General features: G+C 31.6%; 23 protein-coding genes. 17 read left to right on the plus strand and 6 right to left on the minus strand.

All coding sequences use genetic code 11. The features are described from left to right. The first annotated feature begins 84 nt into the window (after positions 1–84). The 5 genes from RH82_RS04495 to RH82_RS04515 are packed head-to-tail and all read left to right on the plus strand — an operon-like array spanning position 85 to position 6,137. Positions 85–762 carry a TetR/AcrR family transcriptional regulator gene (locus RH82_RS04495; protein WP_034058454.1) on the plus strand — a complete coding sequence of 226 codons (678 nt, stop codon included), beginning with the start codon at positions 85–87 and terminating at the stop codon, positions 760–762. Then, positions 763–2,433: a peptidase domain-containing ABC transporter gene (locus RH82_RS04500; RefSeq protein WP_034058455.1), complete on the plus strand. Its 1,671-nt coding sequence runs from the start codon at positions 763–765 to the stop codon at positions 2,431–2,433. It begins immediately after the preceding gene. 1 nt (position 2,434) lies between these two features. After that, entirely contained in the window at positions 2,435–3,784 is a 1,350-nt protein-coding gene (locus RH82_RS04505; protein WP_034058456.1) for an HlyD family secretion protein, read from the plus strand. A 5-nt stretch (positions 3,785–3,789) separates the two neighbouring features. Beyond that, positions 3,790–5,181, plus strand: coding sequence for a TolC family protein (locus RH82_RS04510; RefSeq protein ID WP_034058458.1), 1,392 nt, complete (start codon positions 3,790–3,792; stop codon positions 5,179–5,181). A 59-nt stretch (positions 5,182–5,240) separates the two neighbouring features. Further along, positions 5,241–6,137, plus strand: a complete 897-nt coding sequence (locus tag RH82_RS04515; protein ID WP_034058460.1) for a YitT family protein — start codon at positions 5,241–5,243, stop codon at positions 6,135–6,137. Between the two features lie 73 nt (positions 6,138–6,210). Here RH82_RS04515 and RH82_RS04520 read toward each other — a convergent pair whose 3' ends face one another. Both RH82_RS04520 and RH82_RS04525 read right to left on the minus strand, forming a co-directional pair. Next, positions 6,211–6,663, minus strand: coding sequence for a cold-shock protein (locus RH82_RS04520; RefSeq protein WP_034058462.1), 453 nt, complete (start codon positions 6,661–6,663; stop codon positions 6,211–6,213). A 97-nt stretch (positions 6,664–6,760) separates the two neighbouring features. Next, on the minus strand, positions 6,761–7,261 hold the full coding sequence (locus RH82_RS04525) for a hypothetical protein (protein ID WP_052158212.1): 501 nt from the start codon (positions 7,259–7,261) through the stop codon (positions 6,761–6,763). 1,358 nt (positions 7,262–8,619) lie between these two features. On the opposite strand from RH82_RS04525, the gene RH82_RS18995 reads away from it, so the two are divergent. Then, entirely contained in the window at positions 8,620–8,754 is a 135-nt protein-coding gene (locus RH82_RS18995) for a hypothetical protein (protein ID WP_262494843.1), read from the plus strand. A 103-nt stretch (positions 8,755–8,857) separates the two neighbouring features. After that, the gene (locus RH82_RS04535) at positions 8,858–10,183 is read left to right on the plus strand and encodes a dipeptidase (RefSeq protein WP_034058466.1); all 1,326 of its coding nucleotides are present in this window, start codon (positions 8,858–8,860) and stop codon (positions 10,181–10,183) included. A 1-nt stretch (position 10,184) separates the two neighbouring features. On the opposite strand, the gene RH82_RS04540 is transcribed toward RH82_RS04535, so the two are convergent. Genes RH82_RS04540 through RH82_RS04550 form a run of 3 tightly spaced genes read right to left on the minus strand, consistent with a single transcriptional unit; the run spans position 10,185 to position 13,416 of the window. After that, positions 10,185–10,979: a cation transporter gene (locus RH82_RS04540; RefSeq protein ID WP_034058468.1), complete on the minus strand. Its 795-nt coding sequence runs from the start codon at positions 10,977–10,979 to the stop codon at positions 10,185–10,187. A 60-nt stretch (positions 10,980–11,039) separates the two neighbouring features. Continuing rightward, the gene (locus RH82_RS04545) at positions 11,040–11,420 is read right to left on the minus strand and encodes a hypothetical protein (protein WP_034058471.1); all 381 of its coding nucleotides are present in this window, start codon (positions 11,418–11,420) and stop codon (positions 11,040–11,042) included. Positions 11,421–11,439: 19 nt separating this feature from the next. Further along, entirely contained in the window at positions 11,440–13,416 is a 1,977-nt protein-coding gene (locus RH82_RS04550; RefSeq protein ID WP_034058473.1) for an alpha-ketoacid dehydrogenase subunit alpha/beta, read from the minus strand. Positions 13,417–13,561: 145 nt separating this feature from the next. Here RH82_RS04550 and RH82_RS04555 point away from each other — a divergent pair, with 145 nt between their 5' ends. The 6 genes from RH82_RS04555 to RH82_RS04580 all read left to right on the plus strand — a co-directional run bounded on the left by RH82_RS04555 (position 13,562) and on the right by RH82_RS04580 (position 18,349). Then, positions 13,562–14,509, plus strand: coding sequence for an isopenicillin N synthase family dioxygenase (locus tag RH82_RS04555; RefSeq protein ID WP_034058475.1), 948 nt, complete (start codon positions 13,562–13,564; stop codon positions 14,507–14,509). Between the two features lie 83 nt (positions 14,510–14,592). Further along, positions 14,593–14,919, plus strand: coding sequence for a translation initiation factor (locus tag RH82_RS04560; RefSeq protein WP_034058476.1), 327 nt, complete (start codon positions 14,593–14,595; stop codon positions 14,917–14,919). Between the two features lie 5 nt (positions 14,920–14,924). Further along, positions 14,925–15,866 carry a DUF1835 domain-containing protein gene (locus RH82_RS04565; protein ID WP_034058478.1) on the plus strand — a complete coding sequence of 314 codons (942 nt, stop codon included), beginning with the start codon at positions 14,925–14,927 and terminating at the stop codon, positions 15,864–15,866. Beyond that, the gene (locus RH82_RS04570; RefSeq protein WP_034058481.1) at positions 15,856–16,728 is read left to right on the plus strand and encodes a nucleoside phosphorylase; all 873 of its coding nucleotides are present in this window, start codon (positions 15,856–15,858) and stop codon (positions 16,726–16,728) included. Before RH82_RS04565 ends, RH82_RS04570 begins: the two co-directional genes overlap by 11 nt. Before the next feature lie 114 nt (positions 16,729–16,842). After that, positions 16,843–17,697 carry a substrate-binding domain-containing protein gene (locus RH82_RS04575; protein ID WP_034058482.1) on the plus strand — a complete coding sequence of 285 codons (855 nt, stop codon included), beginning with the start codon at positions 16,843–16,845 and terminating at the stop codon, positions 17,695–17,697. A 331-nt stretch (positions 17,698–18,028) separates the two neighbouring features. Beyond that, complete coding sequence (locus tag RH82_RS04580) at positions 18,029–18,349, plus strand: hypothetical protein (RefSeq protein ID WP_034058483.1); 321 nt, start codon at positions 18,029–18,031, stop codon at positions 18,347–18,349. A gap of 2 nt (positions 18,350–18,351) precedes the next feature. Here RH82_RS04580 and RH82_RS04585 read toward each other — a convergent pair whose 3' ends face one another. Then, positions 18,352–19,017 (minus strand): uracil-DNA glycosylase, encoded by a 666-nt coding sequence (locus RH82_RS04585; RefSeq protein ID WP_034058485.1) that lies wholly within the window; start codon positions 19,015–19,017, stop codon positions 18,352–18,354. A gap of 179 nt (positions 19,018–19,196) precedes the next feature. Between RH82_RS04585 and RH82_RS04590 the strand changes: the two genes are divergently transcribed. The 4 genes from RH82_RS04590 to RH82_RS17690 all read left to right on the plus strand — a co-directional run bounded on the left by RH82_RS04590 (position 19,197) and on the right by RH82_RS17690 (position 23,570). Further along, positions 19,197–20,690 (plus strand): YfcC family protein, encoded by a 1,494-nt coding sequence (locus RH82_RS04590; protein WP_034058486.1) that lies wholly within the window; start codon positions 19,197–19,199, stop codon positions 20,688–20,690. Positions 20,691–20,932: 242 nt separating this feature from the next. Then, a complete protein-coding gene (locus RH82_RS04595) occupies positions 20,933–22,063 on the plus strand; it encodes an FAD-dependent monooxygenase (protein WP_034058488.1) in 1,131 nt (376 codons plus the stop codon). 10 nt (positions 22,064–22,073) lie between these two features. After that, positions 22,074–22,565 carry a YybH family protein gene (locus RH82_RS04600; protein WP_034058489.1) on the plus strand — a complete coding sequence of 164 codons (492 nt, stop codon included), beginning with the start codon at positions 22,074–22,076 and terminating at the stop codon, positions 22,563–22,565. 249 nt (positions 22,566–22,814) lie between these two features. After that, the gene (locus tag RH82_RS17690) at positions 22,815–23,570 is read left to right on the plus strand and encodes a fibrobacter succinogenes major paralogous domain-containing protein (protein WP_052158213.1); all 756 of its coding nucleotides are present in this window, start codon (positions 22,815–22,817) and stop codon (positions 23,568–23,570) included. The last annotated feature ends 210 nt before the right edge of the window (positions 23,571–23,780 follow it).

A 23,780-nucleotide genomic window follows, 5' to 3' on the forward strand; every position in this document is an offset into this window, starting at 1 on the left:
ATTTTTAAATAAAAGTTAATTATTAGTTAATTTCTTTCCTGTGTTAATAGTATTACTATTATATTTGCAATTAAATTTATTAATATGAAATATTTACTTTCAAACATTAAAATTAATATCAATGACAAAATCTATTTAAAAGATCCTGAATCTTCAGATTTGGGAAAGCGTATTATCGAGCATAGTATTCTTTTAATAGACGATATTGGTTTCGATGCTTTTACATTTAAAAAATTAGGTGTAAAAATTGGTTCTAACGAAAGTTCTATTTATCGTTATTTCGAAAGTAAACACATGCTACTACTCTACCTAACGTCATGGTATTGGACATGGTTAGAATACCAATTAGTTTTATCAACAAATAGTTTGGAAGACAAAAAGGTGAAATTAGAGAAGGCTATTACTGTACTTACCCAAACGACAACATTAGATTCTTCATTTAGTCATATTGACGAAGTGGTTTTAAAGCGTATTGTAATAAATGAGCATTCTAAATCTTACCTAACAAAAGAGGTTGATAGCGAAAATAAAGAAGGCTATTTCTCGGTTTACAAAAGATTAGTAAACAGATTAAAAGATATGGTTTCGGAGTTTGACGTTTCATATAAATATCCTTTAACATTAGCGAGTACAGTTATTGAAGGTGCAATGCATCAACATTTTTTAAAAGATCATTTTCAATCTATTACAGAATGTAGTGACGTTTTGCAACCCAAAGATTTTTTTAAGGATTTAGTGTTTAATGTTTTAATAAGTAAATAAATGGCAAAAAATGTTATTAATGCTTGGCAGCGTTTCGTAAGACTATTAAAATTAGACAAAAAAGATATTAGACAAATTTTCTTTTATGCCATTTTTGCTGGATTAGTAAGTTTATCGCTTCCATTAGGTATTCAGGCAATTATTAACCTTTTACAAAGCGCACAAATAACTACCTCTTGGATGGTGTTAGTAGGCTTAGTAACCTTAGGTGTAGTATTTGTTGGTGTTCTACAACTCATGCAAATACGTATTATTGAGAACGTACAGCAAAAAATATTTACAAGATCATCGTTTGAATTTGCTTATCGTTTTCCAAAAATGAAAATGAGTGGTTTAACGGGTTATTATCCGCCAGAATTAGTGAATAGGTTTTTCGATACTTTAACGGTTCAAAAAGGACTATCAAAGGTATTAATAGATTTTCCTGCCGCATTATTACAAATTATTTTTGGTTTGATTCTACTGTCTTTTTATCATCCATTCTTTATCATTTATGGTTTCTTTCTATTAATACTTATGTATGTGGTGTTTAAGTTTACAGCACAGAAAGGGTTAGAAACAAGCTTAGGAGAATCTGACAGTAAATACAAAGTTGTACACTGGTTACAAGAAATTGCACGCTCAATTTTAAGCTTCAAACTATCAGGAAATACGAGTTTAGCAATGGATAAAAACGATAAACTAGTAGCAGATTATTTAGAAGCTAGAGAAAGTCATTTTAGAATTTTGGTAATTCAATTTATTCAGCTTATTGGTTTTAAACTTTTGGTAACAGCTGGTTTACTTATTATTGGTGGTTTATTGGTTTTAAATCAGCAAATGAATATTGGGCAGTTTGTAGCTGCAGAAATTATTATTCTTTTAGTTATCGCCTCTGTTGAAAAACTAATTCTAGGTCTAGAAACTATTTACGATGTATTAACATCTATAGAGAAATTAGGAAAAATTGTAGATAAACCATTAGAATCTCAAGAAGGAGAAATATTAGAAGTTAATAATGATGAAGATTTATTAGTGGAGTTAGATGATATTACGTTTAAAGTTTCAGATCGCGATACTCCAATTATAGATAACGTCTCTATAAACTTAGAACCAAAGCAAACGGTCTTAATTACAGGAGAAAGTGGCTCTGGTAAATCAAGTTTATTAAAACTTATCGCTGGTTTAATATCACCAACTAAAGGAAAAATTTATGTAAACAATAAATCTTTGATTGGTATTAATTTAAACTCATACCGTTCGCACCTTGGGCAAACACTCTCTGAAGAAACAACTTTTGAAGGTACACTATTGGAGAATATAACCTTTGGGAATAAATTAATTACAATAGACCAAGTCAATGAAGCTATTAAAGTGGTGGGATTAAAGGGGTTTTTAAAATCCTTACCATTAGGATTAAAAACGACTTTATACCCTGAAGGCAAAGGCATCTCTTTTACTATTTCTAAAAAAATTATGTTAGCAAGAAGTATTGTAAAGCAACCAAAAATATTACTACTAAAAGAGCCTTTGGATCAATTTGAAGATAAAGAAGCAATTCGTATTATCGATTTTTTAACAGACGAGAGGCATAATTGGTCTTTAGTAGTTGTTAGTCAAAGTAGTCTATGGAGAAACAGAGCAAATAAAATCGTTACTATGAGTAATGGTAGAATAATTAACACCAAATAGCATGTTAAATATTTCAGAAAACAAACTAAATACTAAAGTTGATATTTCCGCTTCGGAGTCTTATAAAAAGGCTTTTGGTAAATCTCATTATAAGCAGTTTAATAGATTACTTATTGTGTTTGCAATTGCGGGTGTTATTATTCTCTTTCTGCCATGGACACAAAATATTAGTGCTGCTGGAGCCGTAACAACCTTAACACCTGGTCAAAGACCACAAAGCATCCAATCTAACATTCCGGGAAGAATAGAAAGTTGGTTTGTTCGTGAAGGCGATTTTGTTAAGAAAGGAGATACTATTTTATTTATTTCAGAAGTAAAAAGTGATTATTTCGATCCTAACCTTGTACAAAGAACAGGCCAGCAAATTGATGCAAAAAGTGCTTCAGTAAAGAGTTACGGTTTTAAGGTAAATGCTTTAAATAATCAAATTGGAGCACTTGGTAATGAGCGGGAATTAAAATTACAGCAAGCCGAAAATAAACTACTACAGAGTATACTTAAAGTAAAAAGTGATAGTATAGATTTTGAGGCTTCTAAAACCAATTTAAAAATTGCAGAAAAACAATTTATACGTGCTGAAACTTTACAAAAGGAAGGTTTAAAACCGTTAACCGATGTTGAGCAAAAACGATTAAAATTACAAGAAACTCAGGCGAAATTAATTTCACATGAAAATAAATATTTAGTAGCTCAAAATGAAGTCATAAATGCTAGAGTAGAAATAACTCGAATAAAGGCAATGTATATTGATAAAATTAGTAAAGCACAAAGTGATAAATTTACTGCAGAATCGAATCAATTTGATGCTGAAGCTCAGGTTTCTAAACTAGAAAATAACCGTTCTAACTACGAAATTAGAAGCAACATGTTGCACATTAAAGCGCCTTTAGATGGTTATATTAATAAAGCCATAAAAACAGGTATTGGTGAAAGCTTTAAAGCCGGTGAAAGACTAGTTGGAATTATGCCTGCTAATTATGACATTGCTGTAGAAACCTATATAAACCCAATAGATTTACCTTTAGTGCATATTGGAGAAACTTTTAGAATTCAGTTCGATGGTTGGCCTGCAATTGTATTTAGTGGCTGGCCAAATGTGTCTTATGGAACTTACGGTGCAAAGGTTGTTGCTATTGAAAGTTTTATAAGTGAAAACGGCAAATTTAGAATTTTATTAGCACCAGATAAAGAGGATTATGCCTGGCCAAGTGCTATTAGAGTAGGTTCTGGTATTAAAGCAATGGGTTTGTTGGAAGACGTGCCAATTTGGTTTGAGTTATGGAGACAGCTAAATGGCTTCCCTCCTAACTATTATCAACCAATAACGTCTAATAGTAAAGTAAAAAAATAAGTAATATGAAAAACTATTTTTTATTATTTTTAATCCTAGTCTCATTTTACAGTTTTGCTCAGATTGATGATAAGCTTGAGCTCACTTTTGAAGAATATCTGGGTTATGTTAAACAGTTTCATCCTATTGCAAAACAAGCCGATTTAAAGTTAGAAGAAGGTCAGGCTAATTTAATTAAGGCACGTGGTGGTTTTGATCCTAAATTAGAGGTAGATTATAATAGAAAAGACTTTAAAAATAAAGATTATTACAATTTATTTAATGCAACATTTAAAGTACCTACTTGGTATGGAATTGATGTAAAAGCTAATTTTGAAGAAAATAGTGGTAACTTTTTAAATCCGCAAAACAATGTACCAAACAACGGATTGTTTACAGCTGGAATTTCGGCATCTTTAGGACAAGGTTTGTTTATTAACCAACGTATGGCAACATTAAAAAAGGCTAAATTTTTTAATATACAAACAAAGGCTGAACGCGATTTAATGGCAAATAATATTGTCTATCAAGCCTCTTTATCATATTTCAATTGGCTTCAAGCCTATAATGAAACCGAAATGTTTAAACGTTTTCTTGCCAATGCAAAAACACGTTATAATGGTGTAAGAGAAAGTGTCCTTGCTGGAGATAAAGCTGGTATAGATAGCTTAGAAGCAAACATAAATATTAATAATCGTGCATTGGCTTTAGAGCAGTCTAAAGTGAAATTAATAAAAAAGAGATTGATGGTTTCTAACTTCTTATGGTTGGATAATGAGGTGCCTTTGGAAATAAATCCAAATGTAAAGCCTGTGTTATTAGTTAATGAAGAAGTTGATAGCGTTTTAAAGTTAGATGAAGCCCTAAGCTTTAATGTAGAAACCCATCCTAAATTAAGAGCATTAGATAGTAAAATTAGTGGTTTAAATGTAGATCGTAGGTTAAAAGCAAATAAACTATTACCCAAAGTAGATGTACAGTATAATTTTATAACTCAAGACCCAGACATTAGTAATAGCTTTAATACCTCAAATTATAAGGCTGGATTAAATGTAGCTTTTCCATTATTTTTAAGAAAAGAACGTGGAGATTTAAGATTAGCAAAACTAAAGATACAGGATTCTAAATTTGAGCGGTCAAATACCGCTTTAAGCTTAAATAATAAAGTTGAAGCACTAAAACGTGAATTAGAGTCTTATGTTACACAAAATAATATTATTGCTCAAGTTGTAAAAGATTATGAAACGCTTTTGGCTGCCGAAGAACGTAAATTTAGTTTTGGAGAAAGCTCAGTATTCTTAATAAACTATCGCGAGTCTAGCTTAATTGATGCACAATTAAAACAAATAAAACTAACCAATAAGTTCTACGAAACAAAAGCAAAACTATTTAATAGCTTAGGAACTGTTTTAAATTAAGTTTAAAAACCTATGCACTACATGTTCGAATAATACATTTTTTATAAAAAAAAATACAGATGAATAAAGCTAAGATTATCGACATTATAAAAGAATATTCACAGATTTTATTAGCTATTCTTTTAGCAAGTATTGGTTTAAAAGCATTTTTATTACCAAACAACTTTTTAGATGGTGGTGCAACAGGAATTGCAATATTAATTAGTAAAACAAGTACAATAGATATTTCTATTATACTGCTATTGGTAAGTATCCCATTTTTAATTATTGGCGCTTATACTGTTTCTAGACGCATTTTAATTAAATCTATTATTTCTATCATATTGCTATCTATTTCTATAAGTCTAGAAACTTTTCCAACAATAACAGAAGACAAACTTCTTATTTCCTTTTTTGGAGGTTTGTTTTTAGGTTCAGGCATTGGTTTAGCCATTAGAAATGGTTCTGTTTTAGATGGTTCTGAGATTTTAGGAATTTTTATTTACGATAGATTTGGAATTTCAATTGGTAAAACAATTTTATTTTTTAATATTATTCTATTCTGTATTACAGCAATGGTGTTAACTACCGAAATTGCGATGTATTCTATACTAACCTATGTTATTACAGCGAAAGTTATTGATCTTATAATAGAAGGTTTTGAAGATTTTGTAGGATTTACAATTGTCTCAAGAAAAGCAGAAGCTATTGAAAATGCATTACTTTATGATATGGGAGTTGGAGTTACTATTTATAAAGGCGCATCAGGTTATGGTAGTTCTGGTATACAAGAAGAAACACGATTAATCCATACGGTTATTAATCGTATAGATATTAGAAAAACGTATCGTCTTATAAATGCAATAGATGAAGATGCTTTTATTATAGAGTTTGATATAAATAACGTAAAAGGTGGTGTTTTAAGACGTTATTTCAATACGAAGGAAGGTAAAAATTTAGATTTATCCAAAGCATAAAATGAGTATAACATAAAAAAGCCTTGATTATTTCTAATCAAGGCCAACATGTTTATTACACGTTAATAGAATGTTATATTTTCTTTACACGTACAGCATTTAAGCCTTTCATGCCTTTTTCTAATTCAAATTGTACTTTGTCGTTTTCTGTAATTTCATCAATTAAACCACTAACGTGGCAGAAATATTTTTCTGAATCTTCGGCATCAATAATAAAACCGAAACCTTTAGAAGAATCGTAGAATGACACTTTACCTTTTCTAATAGGATCTACTTCTGGTAAATCTTCTTTTTTAGGCACGCCTAATACAATATTATCAGCTTTTATTTTGATTTTATCTTCTGGATCTGGTGGAGTATCTACAAGATTTCCATTGAAATCTACGTAGGCAAACTGGATACCTTGTGAACCATTCTCTGCTGATTCAGCCTTTCGAGCCTCCATCTTCTTTCTTTTGTCTTCACGTTTTTTAAGACGCTTTTTCTCTTTTTCTAATTTGTTAAATGTCTGTTGCGACTTTGCCATTCTTCTTCTGTGTAATGTTAATGATTAGCTGAAATGCTAAATATTTTTGTAAAAATACGATTTTCAATTGGGAAATTAAAGGAAATAGTAAAGTTTACTATTCTTCGTCTTTTGCTTTAATCACTGTTATGGTTGCTTTTACTCCTGTAGCTAAATTCCATTGATTGGTAACAATTGGATTTCCATAATCGTCTAGTACTTGAAATTCTGCCGTATTTGGACCACTTGTTCCTTGATTTAAAGCTTCAAATTCTATAATATTATCTCCAGGAGACAATGTTAAAAAGAAACCTTTACTATGGTTTTGTAATAGTACGCGAGATTGGGCAATATTCCCATTTACATGCACACGAATTAAATCGCCATCTTCTGCTTGATGGTCTCTATATATAATATTTACGCGTTTTGATTTTGTACTATATTCACCCAAATGCTGCGTAACTTCGCTTCCATTATGTCTGCGTTCGTCGTCCTTTTTTAACTTTAAAGCACGTCTTAATTGCTTTTCATATAACTCTGCGGGATTTCTAAACTTGTTTTCTTTAATCATTGAAAACTCTTTGCGTTGTGCAACAGGAAGTGCTTCTGTTTTTGGCAAAACTATTTCGTTTTTTGTTTCGTCGTCCGGAACTGCACTGTTTTTTTTTCAGGCATTATAATAAGTTCATTATCTTCTTTCGGATCTTCAACGTCTTCAGCTGGAATTATTATAGACTTATTCTCATTATCGATTTGAGCGCTTGCACAGAGCACTAAAAAGAATGTAAAAAGAAAAAACAAGTTAAACTTCATGTTCATATAAATCTATTTTACGAAAATAATACAAAAACTATACCTAAGTATTAAATTTTTATTAATCTCTTAAAACATTTGCAGTTTGAAACAAAAAAAAAGTAATTCTTCACCTTCTACTCTCTTAAAGCGCTAATTAATAGTTAAAATATGTTAAAATAGTACTTTGTTTTACATAGTACTGTAACAAAGATAGTTTTCTGTCGTCTTTCTAGTATAACAAAATAATTAGCAACCAAAATTAAAACCATAATAACATGAGAACTTTAAACAACAACGAATTAACAGGAACATTAAAAGGCACTAAAAGTAATACTTGGAATACAAGAAGACGTTTTAGATAATTTTAGAATCATCAATCAATACCTAAATTATTTGGTATTAAGCAAACAAATCAATCAAATCAAAAATCACAATATTATGAGAACCTTAAACAACAACCAATTAACAGGAACATTAAAAGGCACTAAAAGTAACACTTGGAATACAAGAAGACGCTTTAGATAGAAACAGAATTAGCAATCAATTAAAATTAATATAATATGACAACTTTAAGTAATAATAATTTAGCAGGAACATTAAAAGGAACAAAAAGTAATATTTGGAATACAAGAAGACGTTACAGATAATTTTGGAATCATCAATACATACTGAAATTCTTTGGTAGCAATCATAAATTTTAATTTGATTTTTTAAAAAAAAATAACATGCGTCCGCTACTACTCTTCAAAAGTCACCACTAATTAGTTAAAATATGTTAAAATTATACTTTGTTATGCATAGTACTGTAACAAATTTTATTTTCTGTCGTCTTACTAGTATAACAAAACAATTAGCAATCAAATTTAAACCACAATATTATGAGAACTTTAAGCAACAATCAATTAACAGGAACATTAAAAGGAACAAAAAGTAACACTTGGAATACAAGAAGACGTTTTAGATAATTTTAGAATCATCAATCAATACTGAAGTTATTCGGTAACAATCAAATTAAATCAATATAGTATGACAACTTTAAGCAACAATAAATTAACAGGAACATTAAAAGGCACCAAAAGTAACATTTGGAATACAAGAAGACGTTACAGATAATTTTAGAATCATCAATCAATACTTAAGTTATTTGGTATTAATCAAACAAATCAATAAAAGACTAATATTATGAAAGCAATTATTAACACCTTAAGAAAAACAAATTGTATTACTGAAGAACGTTTACATGTTAGTAGAGAAATCTTTAAATTCAGTAACACAAAAGACGGATTATGGAGCGGAGCTAAACGCTATGCACATTAATAATTGCTCGATTAATTTAAAAGAAAGCCAGTGAATTAAAGTTCACTGGCTTTTTTTTTGTTCTAGTTTTTGTAACTTCACACTGTTAATCAATATTATAAAAATGAAAATAATTGTACTTAGTCTTTGTTTTGTCACTCTCCTAATCTCTTGTAATACAGAAATCAAACCAGAAACCGAAGAACAATTATTAGCGCGAGCAAAAGCGATCCACGAGCGTGTGATTACTTTAGATACACATTGCGATATTAATGTGAAGAACTTCACAGATTCTTTAAATTATACACAAGAATTAGATACACAAATCACATTACCTAAAATGAAAGCTGGTGGCCTCGATGTTGCTTGGTTAATAGTTTATACTGGTCAAGACTCTTTAACAGATAAAGGATATAAAAACGCTTACGAAAATGCAATGGCTAAATTTGATGCTATCCATAAATTAACTACAGAAATAGCTCCAAACGACATCGAATTAGCCGTAAGTTCTAGTGATGTTGAACGTATTACTAAATCGGGAAAAAAGGTAGCTATGATTGGGATAGAAAATGGTTATCCTATTGGTTTAGATATTAAAAATGTTGAAAAATTTTATAATCTTGGAGCACGCTATATGTCTTTATCTCATAATGGTCACAGCCAATTATGTGATAGTAATACAGGTGAAGAAAAAAACGATTGGTTACACGATGGTTTAAGTGATTTAGGAAAAGAGGTGGTTTTAGAAATGAATCGGCTTGGTATGATGATAGACGTTTCACATCCTTCTAAAGAGTCTATGAGACAAATGATAGAATTGAGTAAAGCGCCAATTATAGCCTCACATTCTTCAGCTAGAGCCTTATGTAATCACAGTAGGAATTTAGATGATGAGCAGTTACAATGGTTAAAAGAAAATGGTGGTGTTGTGCAAACCGTGGCTTTTAAAAGCTATTTGAATACTAAAAAGGAAGACATCTATCAAAAAGAAAGAAAAAAATTATTAGAAAAAATTGGAGATTCTATTCATGAGAGCGGCAATAATTTATTTGTTAAAAAGTGGTATTCTGAAGGGCATTGGAACACATTAACAAAAGCTGAAAAACAAGAAATTAATGATGGCGCAGCGCTTAAAGTACTCCTAAATTTATTTGAAAAGAAATCTAAGACTATAGCTAACTTTCCAGAGAATGTAAGCGTTACCGACTTTGTAAACCATATCGATTACTTAGTAGAAAAAATGGGAATTGATTACGTTGGTATTAGTAGCGATTTTGATGGTGGTGGTGGCATTGAAGGTTGGAAAGATGCCAGTGAAACCTTTAATGTTACTTTAGAATTGGTAAAACGTGGGTATACAGAATCTGATATCGAGCAGCTTTGGAGTGTTAATTTACTTAGAGTTTTAGATGAAGTTGAGGCTGTGGCTTATGAGATTCAAAAAAGCTAATTTATTTACTAAGTTTCAAAATACGATAAGCACCTTGTAGAACTAATACAAAAACGATTACTCCAATAATTAAATCTGGTGTATTAGAACTTAGAAAATTGACTAATATTCCTGCCGCAATGACTCCTAAATTTATAATGACATCATTAGATGTAAAAATCATACTAGCTTTCATATGCGCTTCTTTTTTACTTTTAGATTTTTGTAAAATATAAAGACAAACGCTATTTGCAATTAAAGCAAAAATAGAGACGATGATCATCGTTTGAAAGTCTGGAAGTTTTTCTGAACTTAAAAACCGTCTTAAAATTTCTAAAAAGCCAATAAGAGCAAGCACTATTTGAAAATATCCAGCAATTTTTGCAATCTTTTTCTTCTTTATTAAACTTCCTCCAACAGCAAAAAGACTTATTCCATAAACAAAACTATCAGCCAGCATATCTAAACTGTCAGCTACAAGTCCCATCGATTTTGAAATTAGACCTGTAGTCATTTCAATAATAAAAAACAGAAAATTGATGATAAGAACAGACCACAATAGTTTATACTGGTTTTTATCTTCTTTAAAGAGTGTTTGATTTGTTTGTTCTGTAGAAACCTTTTGTCCACCTAAATTAAGTTCTAAAATAGAAGCTTCAATTTGGGTTATTTCGCCATCATGAAATACGGTTAATGCTCTATTGGGGATATCAAAATCAAGATTTTTTATACTGGAAATACCATCTAATTTTATTCTAATTAGATTTTCTTCCGAAGGACAATCCATTTTAGTGATCTTAAATACCGTTTTTTGCATTTAATGATTTATTAATAGTGTTTTAGCTGTGTCTTATTACTATTGAAAAAGTTTAAATTGTTATTTATTCAATTTAGATTTAAGTAAAATCACAAACTCTTTAGAAGACATAGGGATTTCACTTTGAGTGATAACAATCTCTGCTTCGGTATGGTTTAAGAATGATTCAGATAATTTTTGATTGAAAGCATTCATTTTGTATTTAAAAGATGTTTTATTTTTATCTTTGATACCTATTGAAACACATTCCTGATTAAATAAATTACAAGTATTTATAAAAGCTATCCAATCACAATTTATTATTCCAATGTTGCCCAGTCTTGAATTATAATAGAAATAATTATCATCTATAATAAAAATTTCTTTCTGCTTTTTAATAAGACCAAAAAGTGATGATAATCCTTTTCGTTGTTTTAAAATATAAATTGCATCATCAGACATTATCAGTTATATTTTAAATTTAATAGGCCATCAACTCCAACAACTCACCTTCAAACTTATCACGCGATAAATATTGGTCTTCTAATTGATTTATAAAAGGGATTGGTGTTTCTAAACTCGCCACACGTTTAACAGGAGCGTCTAAAAACTCAAAACAGTTTTCCATAATTAACGCAGAAACATCACTGGCAATACCACCAAATAAAGAATCTTCTTGTAAAATAATTACTTTACCAGTTTTTTTAGCAGAAGCGTAAATAGTTTCAGTATCTAGTGGCTGTAATGAGCGCAAATCTATTAAATCGGCATCAATATCTGGATGCTTGTCTAAAGTATGCATTGCCCAATGCACAGCTTGACCATAAGCAATAACTGTAATCTGTTCTCCAGTTCTTAAAGTTGCCGCTTTTCCAAAAGGAATAGTATAATAATCTGTTGGTACGTCTTGGCGAATACTTCTATACAATGCTTTGTGTTCGAAAAATAACACAGGATTAGGATCGTTAATTGCAGTGGCTAATAAACCTTTTGCATCTTTAGGAAACGCAGGATAAACCACTTTTAAACCTGGTGTTTTTGTAAACCAAGCTTCGTTAGTTTGACTGTGAAAAGGTCCAGCAGCAACACCAGCTCCACAAGGCATACGTAATACTACGTCTGCATTTTGATTCCAACGGTAATGCGATTTTGCTAAATAATTAACCACAGGATTAAAACCAGACGTTACAAAGTCGCCAAACTGCAACTCTACAATACTTTTAATTCCTGAAATACTTAAGCCCATTGCAGACTCTATAATGGCAGACTCACAAATTGGTGTGTTTCTTACTCTGTCTTTTCCAAAGGCTTCAACAAAACCATCTGTAATTTTAAAAACACCACCATATTCGGCAACATCTTGTCCCATAATTACTAAATCGTCATGCCTTTCCATAGACTGTTTTAAGCCTTCATGAATAGCATCAACTAAACGCAACTCTTCAGTGTTTTTGTTTTCTTTAACCTCTTTATAGTCAAACTCTTGAAAAACATCATTTAACTCATTACTTATTGTTGAAGTTATTTTTTCTTCAGCATCAGTTCTAGCTAAATGTTCATTAATTTCATGAACAATTTCAGTTTTAAACTTAACCTCCATCTCTTCCGTTAAGATACCTTCGTTTTTTAAATAGGCTTGATAATTTTCTATAGGATCTTTCTTTGCCCAAGCATCTAATAAATCTTGAGGCACGTATTTTGTACCACTGGCTTCTTCATGACCACGCATTCTAAAGGTTTTAAACTCTATTAAAACAGGACGTGGATTGTGTCGCATGTCTTCTGTGATTTCAGAAATTTTAGTATAAACTTCTAAAATGTTATTGCCATCGATTATATGCGATTCCATGCCATAACCTAAAGCACGATCTGCTAAATCTTTGCAATTATACTGTTCTGAGGTTGGTGTCGAAAGTCCATAACCATTATTCTCAATACAGAACAATACTGGTAATTGCCATACAGAAGCTACGTTTAAAGCTTCATGAATATCGCCTTCACTCGTTCCGCCTTCTCCTGTAAACACTGCTGTAACTTGCTTTTTGTTTTTCAGTTTACTTGCTAAAGCAATACCATCTGCAACACCAAATTGTGGTCCCAAATGCGATATCATACCAACAATATTAAACTCTTGTGTACCAAAGTGAAACGAACGGTCACGACCTTTTGTAAAACCATTGGCTTTACCTTGCCATTGACTAAAAAGTCTATATAATGGAATCTCACGCGTTGTAAATACGCCTAAGTTTCTATGCATTGGTAATATGTATTCTTCAGGTTGCATACTCATAGTTACGCCAACAGAAATTGCCTCTTGTCCTATACCAGAAAACCACTTACTAATTCTACCTTGACGTAGTAATATAAGCATCTTCTCCTCTATTAAACGAGGTTTAAGCATGGCTCTATAAAGCGCGATTTTTGTCTCAGGACTTAACTTTGTTTTGTTGTATTTCATAAGTGTTTTAAATATCCCAAATAAGGTTTGTCAAATATAACATTATTGCATAAAAATCGTTTATTGAAGCAAAGAATTATTGATTATTAATTCTCCAATCTTTTCTTTACATTTGTATATACATGATAAATAAATTTTAGTAAAGATGACGAGCATTCCAAGTGTTAATTTAGAAGATTTTCTTTCTGAAGATCCAAAGAGAAAACAAAAATTTATAGATGAAATAGGAAAAGCCTATCAAGACATTGGTTTTGTAGCTTTAAAAGGTCATTTTTTAGATGAAAAACTAGTCAATAGTTTGTATTCTGAAATTAAGAACTTTTTCACTTTACCTGTTGAAGACAAACGCAAGTACGAGATTCCTGGTATTGGCGGCCAACGTGGTTATGTGTCTTTTGGTAAAGAAAGTGCGAAAGGCAAGAAAGAAGGCGATTTAAAAGAGTTTTGGCATTTTGGACAATATGTTGAGGATGATCCTGAACGTGCTAAAGAATATCCTGAAAATGTTGATGTAAATGAATTGCCAGCATTTAATGCAGTAGGAAAAGAAACCTACCAAATGCTGGAAAAAACGGCAAAGTATGTATTAAGAGCGTTAGCACTTCATTTAAATTTAGACGAGACGTATTTCGATAATTATATCCATAATGGTAATTCTATTTTAAGACCAATACATTATCCGCCAATTAGTGAAGAACCTAAAGCTGCCGAACGTGCTGCGGCTCATGGTGATATAAATTTAATCACTTTATTAATGGGAGCTCAAGGTCGAGGTTTGCAAGTGCAAAACCATGAAGGCGAATGGTTAGATGCTATTGCAGAACCAGACGAATTGATGATTAATGTTGGAGATATGTTATCAAGACATACCAATAATAAATTAAAATCTACAATACATCGCGTAATCAATCCACCTAGAGAGCTTTGGGGAACTAGCCGCTATTCTATTCCGTTTTTTATGCATCCTATAAGTGAAATGAAATTAGATGTTTTAGACAGTTGTATTGATGCTGAAAACCCAAAACAATTTGACGATATTTCTGCTGGCGCATTTTTAGACCAACGTTTAATAGAATTAGGACTTAAAAAGTAGGCAGTCTACAGCCTTTAGTTGGCAGTCGTAATCATTACGAACTGACTGAAGACTGCGTACTGAAGACTGCAAACTAAAAGAAGATGGATTTAAAAGATCAACTAAAAAACCTTTTTCCCGAGCACGAAGAAAAGACTATTGAACCTTCAAAAGAAGCATCTTCTCTGTGGTTACAAGACGATCCTATTATTTGTAAATACGAAAAACGAAAAGGGAAACCTATTACCATTTTAGAAGGGTATACTGGTGCTACAGAAGATTTTAAAGCCTTAGCTAAAGAGTTGAAGCAAAAACTGAGTGTTGGTGGAAGTTTTAAAGATGAAAAAATAATTATTCAAGGTGATTATCGCGATAAAATAATGGCAATGTTGAAAGAAAAAGGCTTTAATGTAAAACGCGTTGGAGGCTAGATTTTATGACTAAAAAGACGCTAAATATTACTAATGGTAGAAGCCTTACTAATTATCTTGAAAAAGAAAACTATGAAGGAGATATTTTAACTTGGCACGAAATGCTATGTGAAGGACCAACTGAAAAAGAAATAGATACCACTTCTTTTTTCGAAAAGCGAAAAGTCTTTTTAGAATCGGTTTACAATGCAGAGTACGATATTTTAAAAGTGCAATCGGAAATAAGAAAAACAAACAATATTAACGACTACCAAGAAGTCATACTTTGGTTTGAGTACGATTTGTTTTGCCATATAAACCTTATTGCTGCTATTAGTTTACTAAAACAAAAAGGAATAAGAATCCCTATTTTTTTAGTGTGTAGTGGTCGTATTGAAGGTGAAATAGGTTTAAAAGGATTAGCAGAGTTAACTCCAGAACAATTAAGTACCCATTATAAAGACAAAATTGAACTCAGTATAGACGATATTGCATTAGCACAAAAAGCTTGGCGTATTTACTGCGACCATGACCATAATTTATTAAAACCCTTAATTACACGACCATCAAATTTTAAATACTTAAGTATTTGCTTAAAAGCACATTTAAAACGCTTTCCAGATACTCGAAGTGGTTTAAGTACTTTGCAGTATAATATCTTAAAATTAATTGGGGAACATAAAATAAAATCGCGTCATCATTTGGTTGGTTACGTATTACATTACCAAGGCTATTATGGGTTTGGAGACATGCAAATTGTACGATTAATAGACGAATTAGAAATATTATATACTGAAACTGAAGATACGCTAACATTAAATAGAGATGGGTATTTAGCTTTAGAGCACCAAAGAAATTTCCGTAAAGCATTGGATTGTAATATTGTTTTTGGAGGTGTTAATAAACGAGAATTTCAGTTTGATAAAAAAACAAATAAATTGATTAAAAATACTGTGAATGCTAATTAAAGAATCAGAACTTATATTAAATCCAGATGGTAGTGTTTATCATTTAAATTTAAAACCAGAAAACATTGCAGATACCATCATTTTTGTTGGCGATCAAGATCGTGTAGAAAAAATTACTAAACATTTTGATAGTGTAGAATTTTCTACTCAAAAACGAGAGTTTAAAACGCAAACAGGTATTTATAAAGGTAAAAAATTAACAGTACTATCTACTGGTATTGGTCCAGATAATATAGATATTGTTTTAAACGAGTTAGATGCATTAGTTAATATTAATTTAGAGACGAGAAAGCCTAAAGAAAAGCTAACATCCCTAAATATAGTGCGCGTTGGTACTTCTGGCTCGCTTCAAAAAGATATACCAGTAGACTCATTTGTAATGAGTACGCAGGGTTTAGATTTAAATGGCATGCTTCACTTCTATCAAATTGATGCGATTTGTAATACCGAAGTTGAAAATGCCTTTATAGAATATACCAATTGGGATATTAACAAAGCGAGACCAATAATTATTAATAATAGTAAGACATTAGAAGCTCATTTTGATGGTCCATTAATGCACAAAGGAATGACTGCTACAGCAGGAGGTTTTTATGGCCCTCAAGGTCGTGTTTTAAGATTGCCGCTATTTGATGCCACTTTGAACGAGATAATGGATACGTTTTCTTATAAAGAGTTCAGGATTACTAATTTTGAAATGGAAACTTCTGCTATTTATGGCTTATCAAAATTATTAGGTCATAACGCATTATCATTAAATGCAATTATTGCTAATAGACCAAATGGAACGTTTAGTAAAAACCCTAAAAAAGTAGTTGAGGATTTAATTCTACATGCTTTAAATAAATTAGTAGAATTATAATCGAATTGTTTAAGTTAAGCTTGATTAGTTTTTAACTTTCCAAATTCGATTTTATAAAAGAGACAGTATCGCTAAAGTTACTCTTGAGCGCAGTCGAAAGACTAAAAACAAATTATGAAACAAATAAACATTGGAGGTGTTCCAGAACATTTCAATCTTGCTTGGTATTTAGGACTTAAAAATGCTGAATATAAAGATGCAGATATTAACCTACGTTGGAAAGACTATTTTGATGGTACCGGAGCAATGTGCAAAGGGCTTCGAGATGGAGATATTGACATGGCTGTTATTTTAACTGAAGGTATTATTAAAGATATTATAGAAGGAAACAAATCAAAGATTGTTCAGGTATTTGTAGAAACACCGCTTATTTGGGGCATTCATGTTGCTGCAAAATCAAAATACAAAACCATAGAAGATGTTAAAGGCACGAAAGCTGCCATAAGTCGTTATGGTTCAGGTTCTCATTTAATGGCCTATATAAATGCTCAGAATAATGGTTGGAATTTAGAAGAAGACCTAGAGTTTGAGGTTATAGAAAATCTAGATGGTGCCGTTAAGGGTTTAACTGAAGGTAAAGCTGATTATTTTATGTGGGAGAAATTTACCACAAAACCTCTAGTAGATAATGGCACATTTAGACGTATTGATAATTGTCCAAGTCCTTGGCCTTGCTTTGTTATTGCCGTTCGTGAAGACTTTTTGAAATCAAATAAAGAAGATGTAAAAACCATATTAGATATCGTAAATAATACCACTTCAGAATTTAAAGACATTCCAAGTATAGATCGAATGATTGCAAATCGCTACGAGCAAGAAATTGAAGATGTTCAAGAGTGGTTAAGTTTAACAGCATGGTCTCAAGAAAATATTTCTAAAGAAACTATAGCAAAAGTTCAAGATGAGTTGTTTGCTTTGAATATTATTCCTGAAAAATGGAATTATGAGGATTTAGTTGAAGAATTATAACTTTCTCACGAAACCTTTTTATATATCCTGCATCTTAAAAGAAAATAAAGATTATGAAATATTTAAAGCCATTAGTTTTTTTATTGTTGTTACATTTTGCTTAACAAATACTCAATGTTAAGATGACGATAATTTCCCGGAAACAATAACGCTAGAAAATAATCAACTGGTAGCCATTGAGAATAATACCAATACATTTAATGTTAACGATGTTATTACTATAGAAACGACTATAGAGAACCAACAATTAACAAACAGTGGTAGCACAATTCTTTTAACAGATTATAATGATGCTGAAATTGGTCAATCATTTTTTCAAAATACAATAAGCTTGTATAAGCTTACCAATTTTGGTACCATTACAAGAATACCTTTAACAGAAAGCAATATTCAAAATATTGAAGGCCAAACTATTATTGAGAATGATTTAATAAACGTACGAAGTCTATATAACGGCTCTTCATTTGCAAACAAATTCAGCATTACGCTATTAGAACCTGGTACATTTTATCTTTCAGGTAATAGATTTAATAGTCATGATGATGGTAAACTAACTATTGATGGTGGAGTTTTTGAGTTTGGTTATATTAGAATAAACTCTACAATTATAAATGCAAATGCAAATGGTGGTTACGAGTTTACTGTAGATTAAGTCTACCACTCTACTTCTACCAAACCTAGTTTTTTTAAAATGGCATTACTCTCACTAAAATGCCTGTTACCAAACCAGTATCCACGATTAGCACTTAACGGAGAAGGATGACCAGACGTTAAAATATGATGTTTTTCTGTATCAATCAACTTTGCTTTCTTCTTAGCAAAACCTCCCCAAAGCAGGAACACTACATTTTCTTTATTAGCACTTATCGTTTTAATTACAGCATCGGTAAACGTCTCCCAGCCTTGTTTTTGGTGACTTCCAGCGTCGTGAGCACGAACCGTTAGTGTTGCATTAAGTAAAAACACACCTTGTTTAGCCCAACGTTCTAAGTTTCCGCTTTCTGGATAGGGTTTATTTAAATCAGTTTCAATTTCTTTAAAAATATTAATAAGAGAAGGTGGATGTTTAATACCATCATTAACGCTAAAACACAAACCATTGGCTTGATTGTAGTTATGGTAAGGATCTTGACCAATAATAACCACTTTTAAATCATTAAAATGGCACTTCTCAAAAGCATTAAAAATGAGTGCACTAGAAGGAAAACATTGATTTTTACTGTATTCGGTTTTTACAAATTGAACTAATGATTCAAAATACGGTTTATCAAATTCAGATTGTAAGTGGCGCTTCCAACTGTTGTGAATATCTTCTGTCATAATATTATTATGTATTTCAGAATAAAAATAATACTATCTTTAGTGCTATAAAAGAGAATTATCAATTTTGTTACTTCGGAGTTTATGCTGAGCGCAGCCGAAATACAATCAGGAATAATAATTCAAGCTAACCAACAGTATTAAAAAGCACATTCCTGCCTTGGCCGGAATGACAACGTATGAAAAACCTAACATTCCCATCAGCACAAACTATTTTATTAATTATAGCAGGACTGGTAACGCTACTAACCTGGATTATCCCTGCTGGCAAATACGATACATTAGTGTATAATAAAGAGACTAATAATTTCACGCAAGCGAGCAATGAAAAATCCATTGATCTGCCTGCAACACAAGAAACATTGGATGCCCTAGCTATTAAAATACCGCTTGAGAAATTTACCAGTGGAGGCATTTACAAAGCCATTAATATTCCTAACACGTATAAAAAACAAGAAGCTAGACCTCAAGGTGTTTTAGCGTTTATAAAATCGCCAGTAAAAGGTATTATTGAAGCTGCAGATATTATTTTCCTAGTATTAATAATTGGAGGCTTAATTGGTATAATAAATAGTACAGGTGCTTTTGATGCTGGTATTGGATGGCTTGCAAATGCCTTAAAAGGAAGAGAATTTATTCTCATTATTTTAGTCACCACTTTAGTAGCAGCTGGTGGTACAACTTTTGGGTTTGCAGAAGAAACCATTGCCTTCTTCCCTATTTTAATCCCTGTGTTTTTAGCAGCAAAATACGATGCTTTAGTTGGTGTTGCTTGTATCTTTATTGGTTCGTCTGTAGGAACTATGTGCTCTACTATAAATCCATTTAGTAGTATTATTGCTAGTGATGCGGCAGGAATAAGTTGGACCACAGGAGCTTTTGGGAGACTATTAATGTTACTAGCGTGTTTAACGATTTCTATTATTTACATTTTACGCTACGCCAATCGTGTAAAAAAAGACCCTACAAAATCTATTATCTACGATCAACAACAACAAATTGCAGCAATGTTTTCTACTAATACTTCAGAAACTGTAAAATTCACTACACGTTTACGTTTGGCGTTATTTGTTTTCACGATGTGTTTTGCCATAATGATTTATGGTGTCGTTTTCTTAGAATGGTGGTTTGTAGAGATGACGGCAACTTTTCTTGTTGGTTCTATTTTAATAGGAATTATTACAGGAATAAAAGAATCAACCTTTGTAGATACTTTTGTTAAAGGTGCTGGAGATTTATTGGGTGTTGCTTTAATTATAGGAATTGCAAGAGGAATTACAGTTATTATGGCAGATGGCTTAATTAGTGATACCTTGTTATATTACGCTAGTGGTGTTACCAACGGTATGAATAAAGGGCTTTTTGCAACTGCTACAACAGGCATTTATGCTGTACTTTCTTTCTTTATCCCAAGTTCTTCAGGAATGGCTGTGTTAACTATGCCTATTATGTCGCCTTTGGCCGATGGTGTTGGTGTTGGAAGAGAAATTGTTGTTAATGCCTACCAATATGGTATGGGATTATTCTACTTAATAAACCCTACAGGATTAATATTGGCCTCTTTAGCAATAGTAAAAGTTGGCTTTAATAAATGGCTAAAATTCATCATGCCTTTGTTTATTATTTTGGTTGCCTTTACTTTAATAGTAATGACGGTTTTAGTATATTTATAGAACGAAAATAGTAGCGTTAGTACGAGTGAAATCAATACATTAAATTATTAAATCAGGTATCAGTTCGAGTGAAATCAAGACATTAAATCAGGTGTCAATTCGAGTGAAATCAAGACATAAATTCAGGTGTCAGTTCGAGTGATTTCGAAGTATGAGAAATTGTAACGAGAACACTTTAATTATTTTTTATGTTATTTTTATTACAAAAACCACTCGATTGACAAAACATTTAAACATCTCCAATGTACACAATCATAGGTGCTGGAATTGGTGGGTTAACCACTGCTCTAGTCTTCGAAAAATTAAATATTAAGTACCAATTATTTGAAAAAGCAAAAGCACCAAATGCGTTAGGTGCAGGAATTTGGCTAGCACCAAATGCGCTGCAAGTTCTAGAATTTGTAGGTGTTTTAGATGCAGTCTTTAAAGTTGGAAATGTAGTCAATCGTATTACTTTATCCAACCAAAAACTAGAGCCATTAGCGGATAGCAGTCAATTACCAGCAAAAGAAAAATATGGTTTCTCCACCCTTGCTATCCATCGTGCAAAACTACAATTAGCATTAATTGAAGCGCTTCCCAAAGAAAAAATCCATTGGAATAAAGCGTTTCAATATTTTAAGCAAGAAAACGATGCTGTAATTATTACTTTTACAGATGGTTCACAAGTCGAAAGTCAATACCTTATTGGTGCAGACGGTATAGATTCTAAAGTACGCGCGCAACTATTCCCTAAATCGCAAATTCGTTACTCTGGTCAAACCTGTTGGCGAGGCGTTATGAAAAGTGCATTACCTTCAGAATATAAAGAACGAGGTATCGAAATGTGGGGAAAAGGTATCCGGTTTGGTTTGTCTCAACTCTCAGAAACTGAAACCTCTTGGTTTGCAGTACAGAAAAGCAAAGCGTTTCAAAAAGATAATACTGCTGTTTTAAAAGAAAAACTTACCACCTATTTTAAAGACTTTCATCCTTTAGTAAACCAATTAATTAGCAATACAGAAATAGATAACATTCTGCGAAACGATATCACAGACTTAAAACCCATAAAACACTGGCAAAAAGGAAACGTCTGTCTTATTGGTGATGCAGCCCATGCTACAACTCCCAATATGGGACAAGGTGGTGCTCAAGCCATTGAAGATGGTTATTATTTGGGTAGAATGATTTCTGAAAACCCAAATAAAAACAGTTTTAAAGACTTCCAAAATAAACGTTATAAGCGTGTAAATAGCATTGTAATGCAATCTTGGTTTACAGGTAAAATAGCAAATATGACTGCTGGCTACTCAATTAGAAATATTATATTTAGCAAAGTACCTAAAAAACTAATAGACAAAAACATGTATTCTGTTTACGATTTAAAAGATTAAAACCAATATTATGAAATACACACTAATTTTAATTATTGCCCTATCATGCTTCAACTGTAATACTAAAACAGAACAAATAGAAGCTAATATAATAAGCCAAGAGGGCAACGAAAAGGAGTTTAATATTGTTTTAAACAAACATTTAGAAGCTGTCTCTAAAAAGAATTTAGAAGCTATGAAAAGTACATTAACTCCAAACGGAAACATGCAACTTATCTTACCAAGTACAGAGCCTACAAATACAAACACTGCCTTTATTAACTATCATAAAGAATGGTTTGCAGCGCCAATACAATGGTCTTTTAAAACCAAAATACTTAATACAAATATTGGAGAAACACTGGGTATGGCAATTGTAGAAGTTGTGTATAGTGAACCACTTCGTAATGGGAAACCTTATTTTAATCGCATGATAGTGAGTTATGATTTAGAAAAAACTGATGGTAAATGGTACTTTATTAAAGATCATGCCAGTTCCATAAAAAAATCTACCGATTTATAACTCTTATAATCAAGTACTTAACTTATTTTTTTATAATAATTCTATTTAATAGCTAGGAAAAACTGCTTTATGCTTGTTATATAAGTAAATAGCTACAATTTGTGTTTTGTAGTTTACAAAAAAATATTTCATTTATTTAATACTTTTTATTGCTTTTCACGTGCAGACGTGAAGTGTTTTTAGTGAAATTCACTAAAATTTGTAGTAGAAATTATTTAATAGTCCAAATAACAAGTAAAAATTAAACCTATGAAAAAATTAATTCAATTACCGTTACTCCTGGTATTCTCTTTACTAGTTTTCCAATGCTCTAGCGACGACGATGCTCCAGAACCGCAAACAGAAGTAGAAATACAACCCGAAACAGTAACGGATGCGGATGGAAACGTTTACGAGACCATTACAATGGGAAATCAAATTTGGATGAAAGAAAATTTAAAAACAACAAAATATAATGACGGCGTAGCTATTACTCAATATACTTTTGCTGCACATGGCAATAATTGGGGAAGCTTAAACAACCAAGAAGCATTTTACCGTTGGGCAGATACAAGTGACTTAAGTAATATAGTTGACGAAGAGTTAACTTTCGATGCTTATGGTGCAATGTATAATCATTTTGCAATTGAAAGCGGGAAATTGGCTCCAGCAGGTTGGAGAATTCCAACTGAAGCAGATTTTTTAACATTAGAAAGCTTTATTGCTAACGATGGTAATTCAGGACATGAAGCAACAGTATTAAAAACAGAAGCAGGATGGTCACCTAACTCTGGAAACGGAACAAACGTATATGGTTTTAATGCAGTACCAAATGGCTATGTTAGCACTCCTGGAACAGCTACTCTAGCGCATGGTATATGTACATGGGCAACAACAAATGTTAATGGTACTAGTCTTGGTTCTCAAACAAGAAGACTTGTTCAATTATTTGATACTAACGCTATATTATATGGAGATAACCCAATACAACTTGGAGCAGGTATCAGATGTATTAAAATACAGTAGTAATGTTTAAGTATATTGAAAGGCACAAATTAAAGTTTGTGCTGTTATGTGTTGTTCTATTACTCTTAAAATTTACAATCTTCTTCTTGTTAGATTAACTTTTGAGACCACTACACTATAAATGGTTGTCGTATTAATTTTATCCTTTTTGATATTTAAATTATTTCTTTAATTAACAATTTATAGCGTTATAATTCTTATGCTTATTTA

Source organism: Lacinutrix jangbogonensis (assembly GCF_000797445.1).
Taxonomy (GTDB): domain Bacteria; phylum Bacteroidota; class Bacteroidia; order Flavobacteriales; family Flavobacteriaceae; genus Lacinutrix; species Lacinutrix jangbogonensis.

What these genes read in the sequence shown, in the direction of transcription:
- RH82_RS04495 (WP_034058454.1), top strand. Translation starts at nt 85, where the DNA reads ATGAAATATTTACTTTCAAACATTAAAATTAATATCAATGACAAAATC.
- RH82_RS04500 (WP_034058455.1), top strand. Translation starts at nt 763, where the DNA reads ATGGCAAAAAATGTTATTAATGCTTGGCAGCGTTTCGTAAGACTATTA.
- RH82_RS04505 (WP_034058456.1), top strand. Translation starts at nt 2,435, where the DNA reads ATGTTAAATATTTCAGAAAACAAACTAAATACTAAAGTTGATATTTCC.
- RH82_RS04510 (WP_034058458.1), top strand. Translation starts at nt 3,790, where the DNA reads ATGAAAAACTATTTTTTATTATTTTTAATCCTAGTCTCATTTTACAGT.
- RH82_RS04515 (WP_034058460.1), top strand. Translation starts at nt 5,241, where the DNA reads ATGAATAAAGCTAAGATTATCGACATTATAAAAGAATATTCACAGATT.
- RH82_RS04520 (WP_034058462.1), bottom strand. Translation starts at nt 6,663, where the DNA reads ATGGCAAAGTCGCAACAGACATTTAACAAATTAGAAAAAGAGAAAAAG.
- RH82_RS18995 (WP_262494843.1), top strand. Translation starts at nt 8,620, where the DNA reads ATGAAAGCAATTATTAACACCTTAAGAAAAACAAATTGTATTACTGAA.
- RH82_RS04535 (WP_034058466.1), top strand. Translation starts at nt 8,858, where the DNA reads ATGAAAATAATTGTACTTAGTCTTTGTTTTGTCACTCTCCTAATCTCT.
- RH82_RS04540 (WP_034058468.1), bottom strand. Translation starts at nt 10,979, where the DNA reads ATGCAAAAAACGGTATTTAAGATCACTAAAATGGATTGTCCTTCGGAA.
- RH82_RS04545 (WP_034058471.1), bottom strand. Translation starts at nt 11,420, where the DNA reads ATGTCTGATGATGCAATTTATATTTTAAAACAACGAAAAGGATTATCA.
- RH82_RS04550 (WP_034058473.1), bottom strand. Translation starts at nt 13,416, where the DNA reads ATGAAATACAACAAAACAAAGTTAAGTCCTGAGACAAAAATCGCGCTT.
- RH82_RS04555 (WP_034058475.1), top strand. Translation starts at nt 13,562, where the DNA reads ATGACGAGCATTCCAAGTGTTAATTTAGAAGATTTTCTTTCTGAAGAT.
- RH82_RS04560 (WP_034058476.1), top strand. Translation starts at nt 14,593, where the DNA reads ATGGATTTAAAAGATCAACTAAAAAACCTTTTTCCCGAGCACGAAGAA.
- RH82_RS04565 (WP_034058478.1), top strand. Translation starts at nt 14,925, where the DNA reads ATGACTAAAAAGACGCTAAATATTACTAATGGTAGAAGCCTTACTAAT.
- RH82_RS04570 (WP_034058481.1), top strand. Translation starts at nt 15,856, where the DNA reads ATGCTAATTAAAGAATCAGAACTTATATTAAATCCAGATGGTAGTGTT.
- RH82_RS04575 (WP_034058482.1), top strand. Translation starts at nt 16,843, where the DNA reads ATGAAACAAATAAACATTGGAGGTGTTCCAGAACATTTCAATCTTGCT.
- RH82_RS04585 (WP_034058485.1), bottom strand. Translation starts at nt 19,017, where the DNA reads ATGACAGAAGATATTCACAACAGTTGGAAGCGCCACTTACAATCTGAA.
- RH82_RS04590 (WP_034058486.1), top strand. Translation starts at nt 19,197, where the DNA reads ATGAAAAACCTAACATTCCCATCAGCACAAACTATTTTATTAATTATA.
- RH82_RS04595 (WP_034058488.1), top strand. Translation starts at nt 20,933, where the DNA reads ATGTACACAATCATAGGTGCTGGAATTGGTGGGTTAACCACTGCTCTA.
- RH82_RS04600 (WP_034058489.1), top strand. Translation starts at nt 22,074, where the DNA reads ATGAAATACACACTAATTTTAATTATTGCCCTATCATGCTTCAACTGT.
- RH82_RS17690 (WP_052158213.1), top strand. Translation starts at nt 22,815, where the DNA reads ATGAAAAAATTAATTCAATTACCGTTACTCCTGGTATTCTCTTTACTA.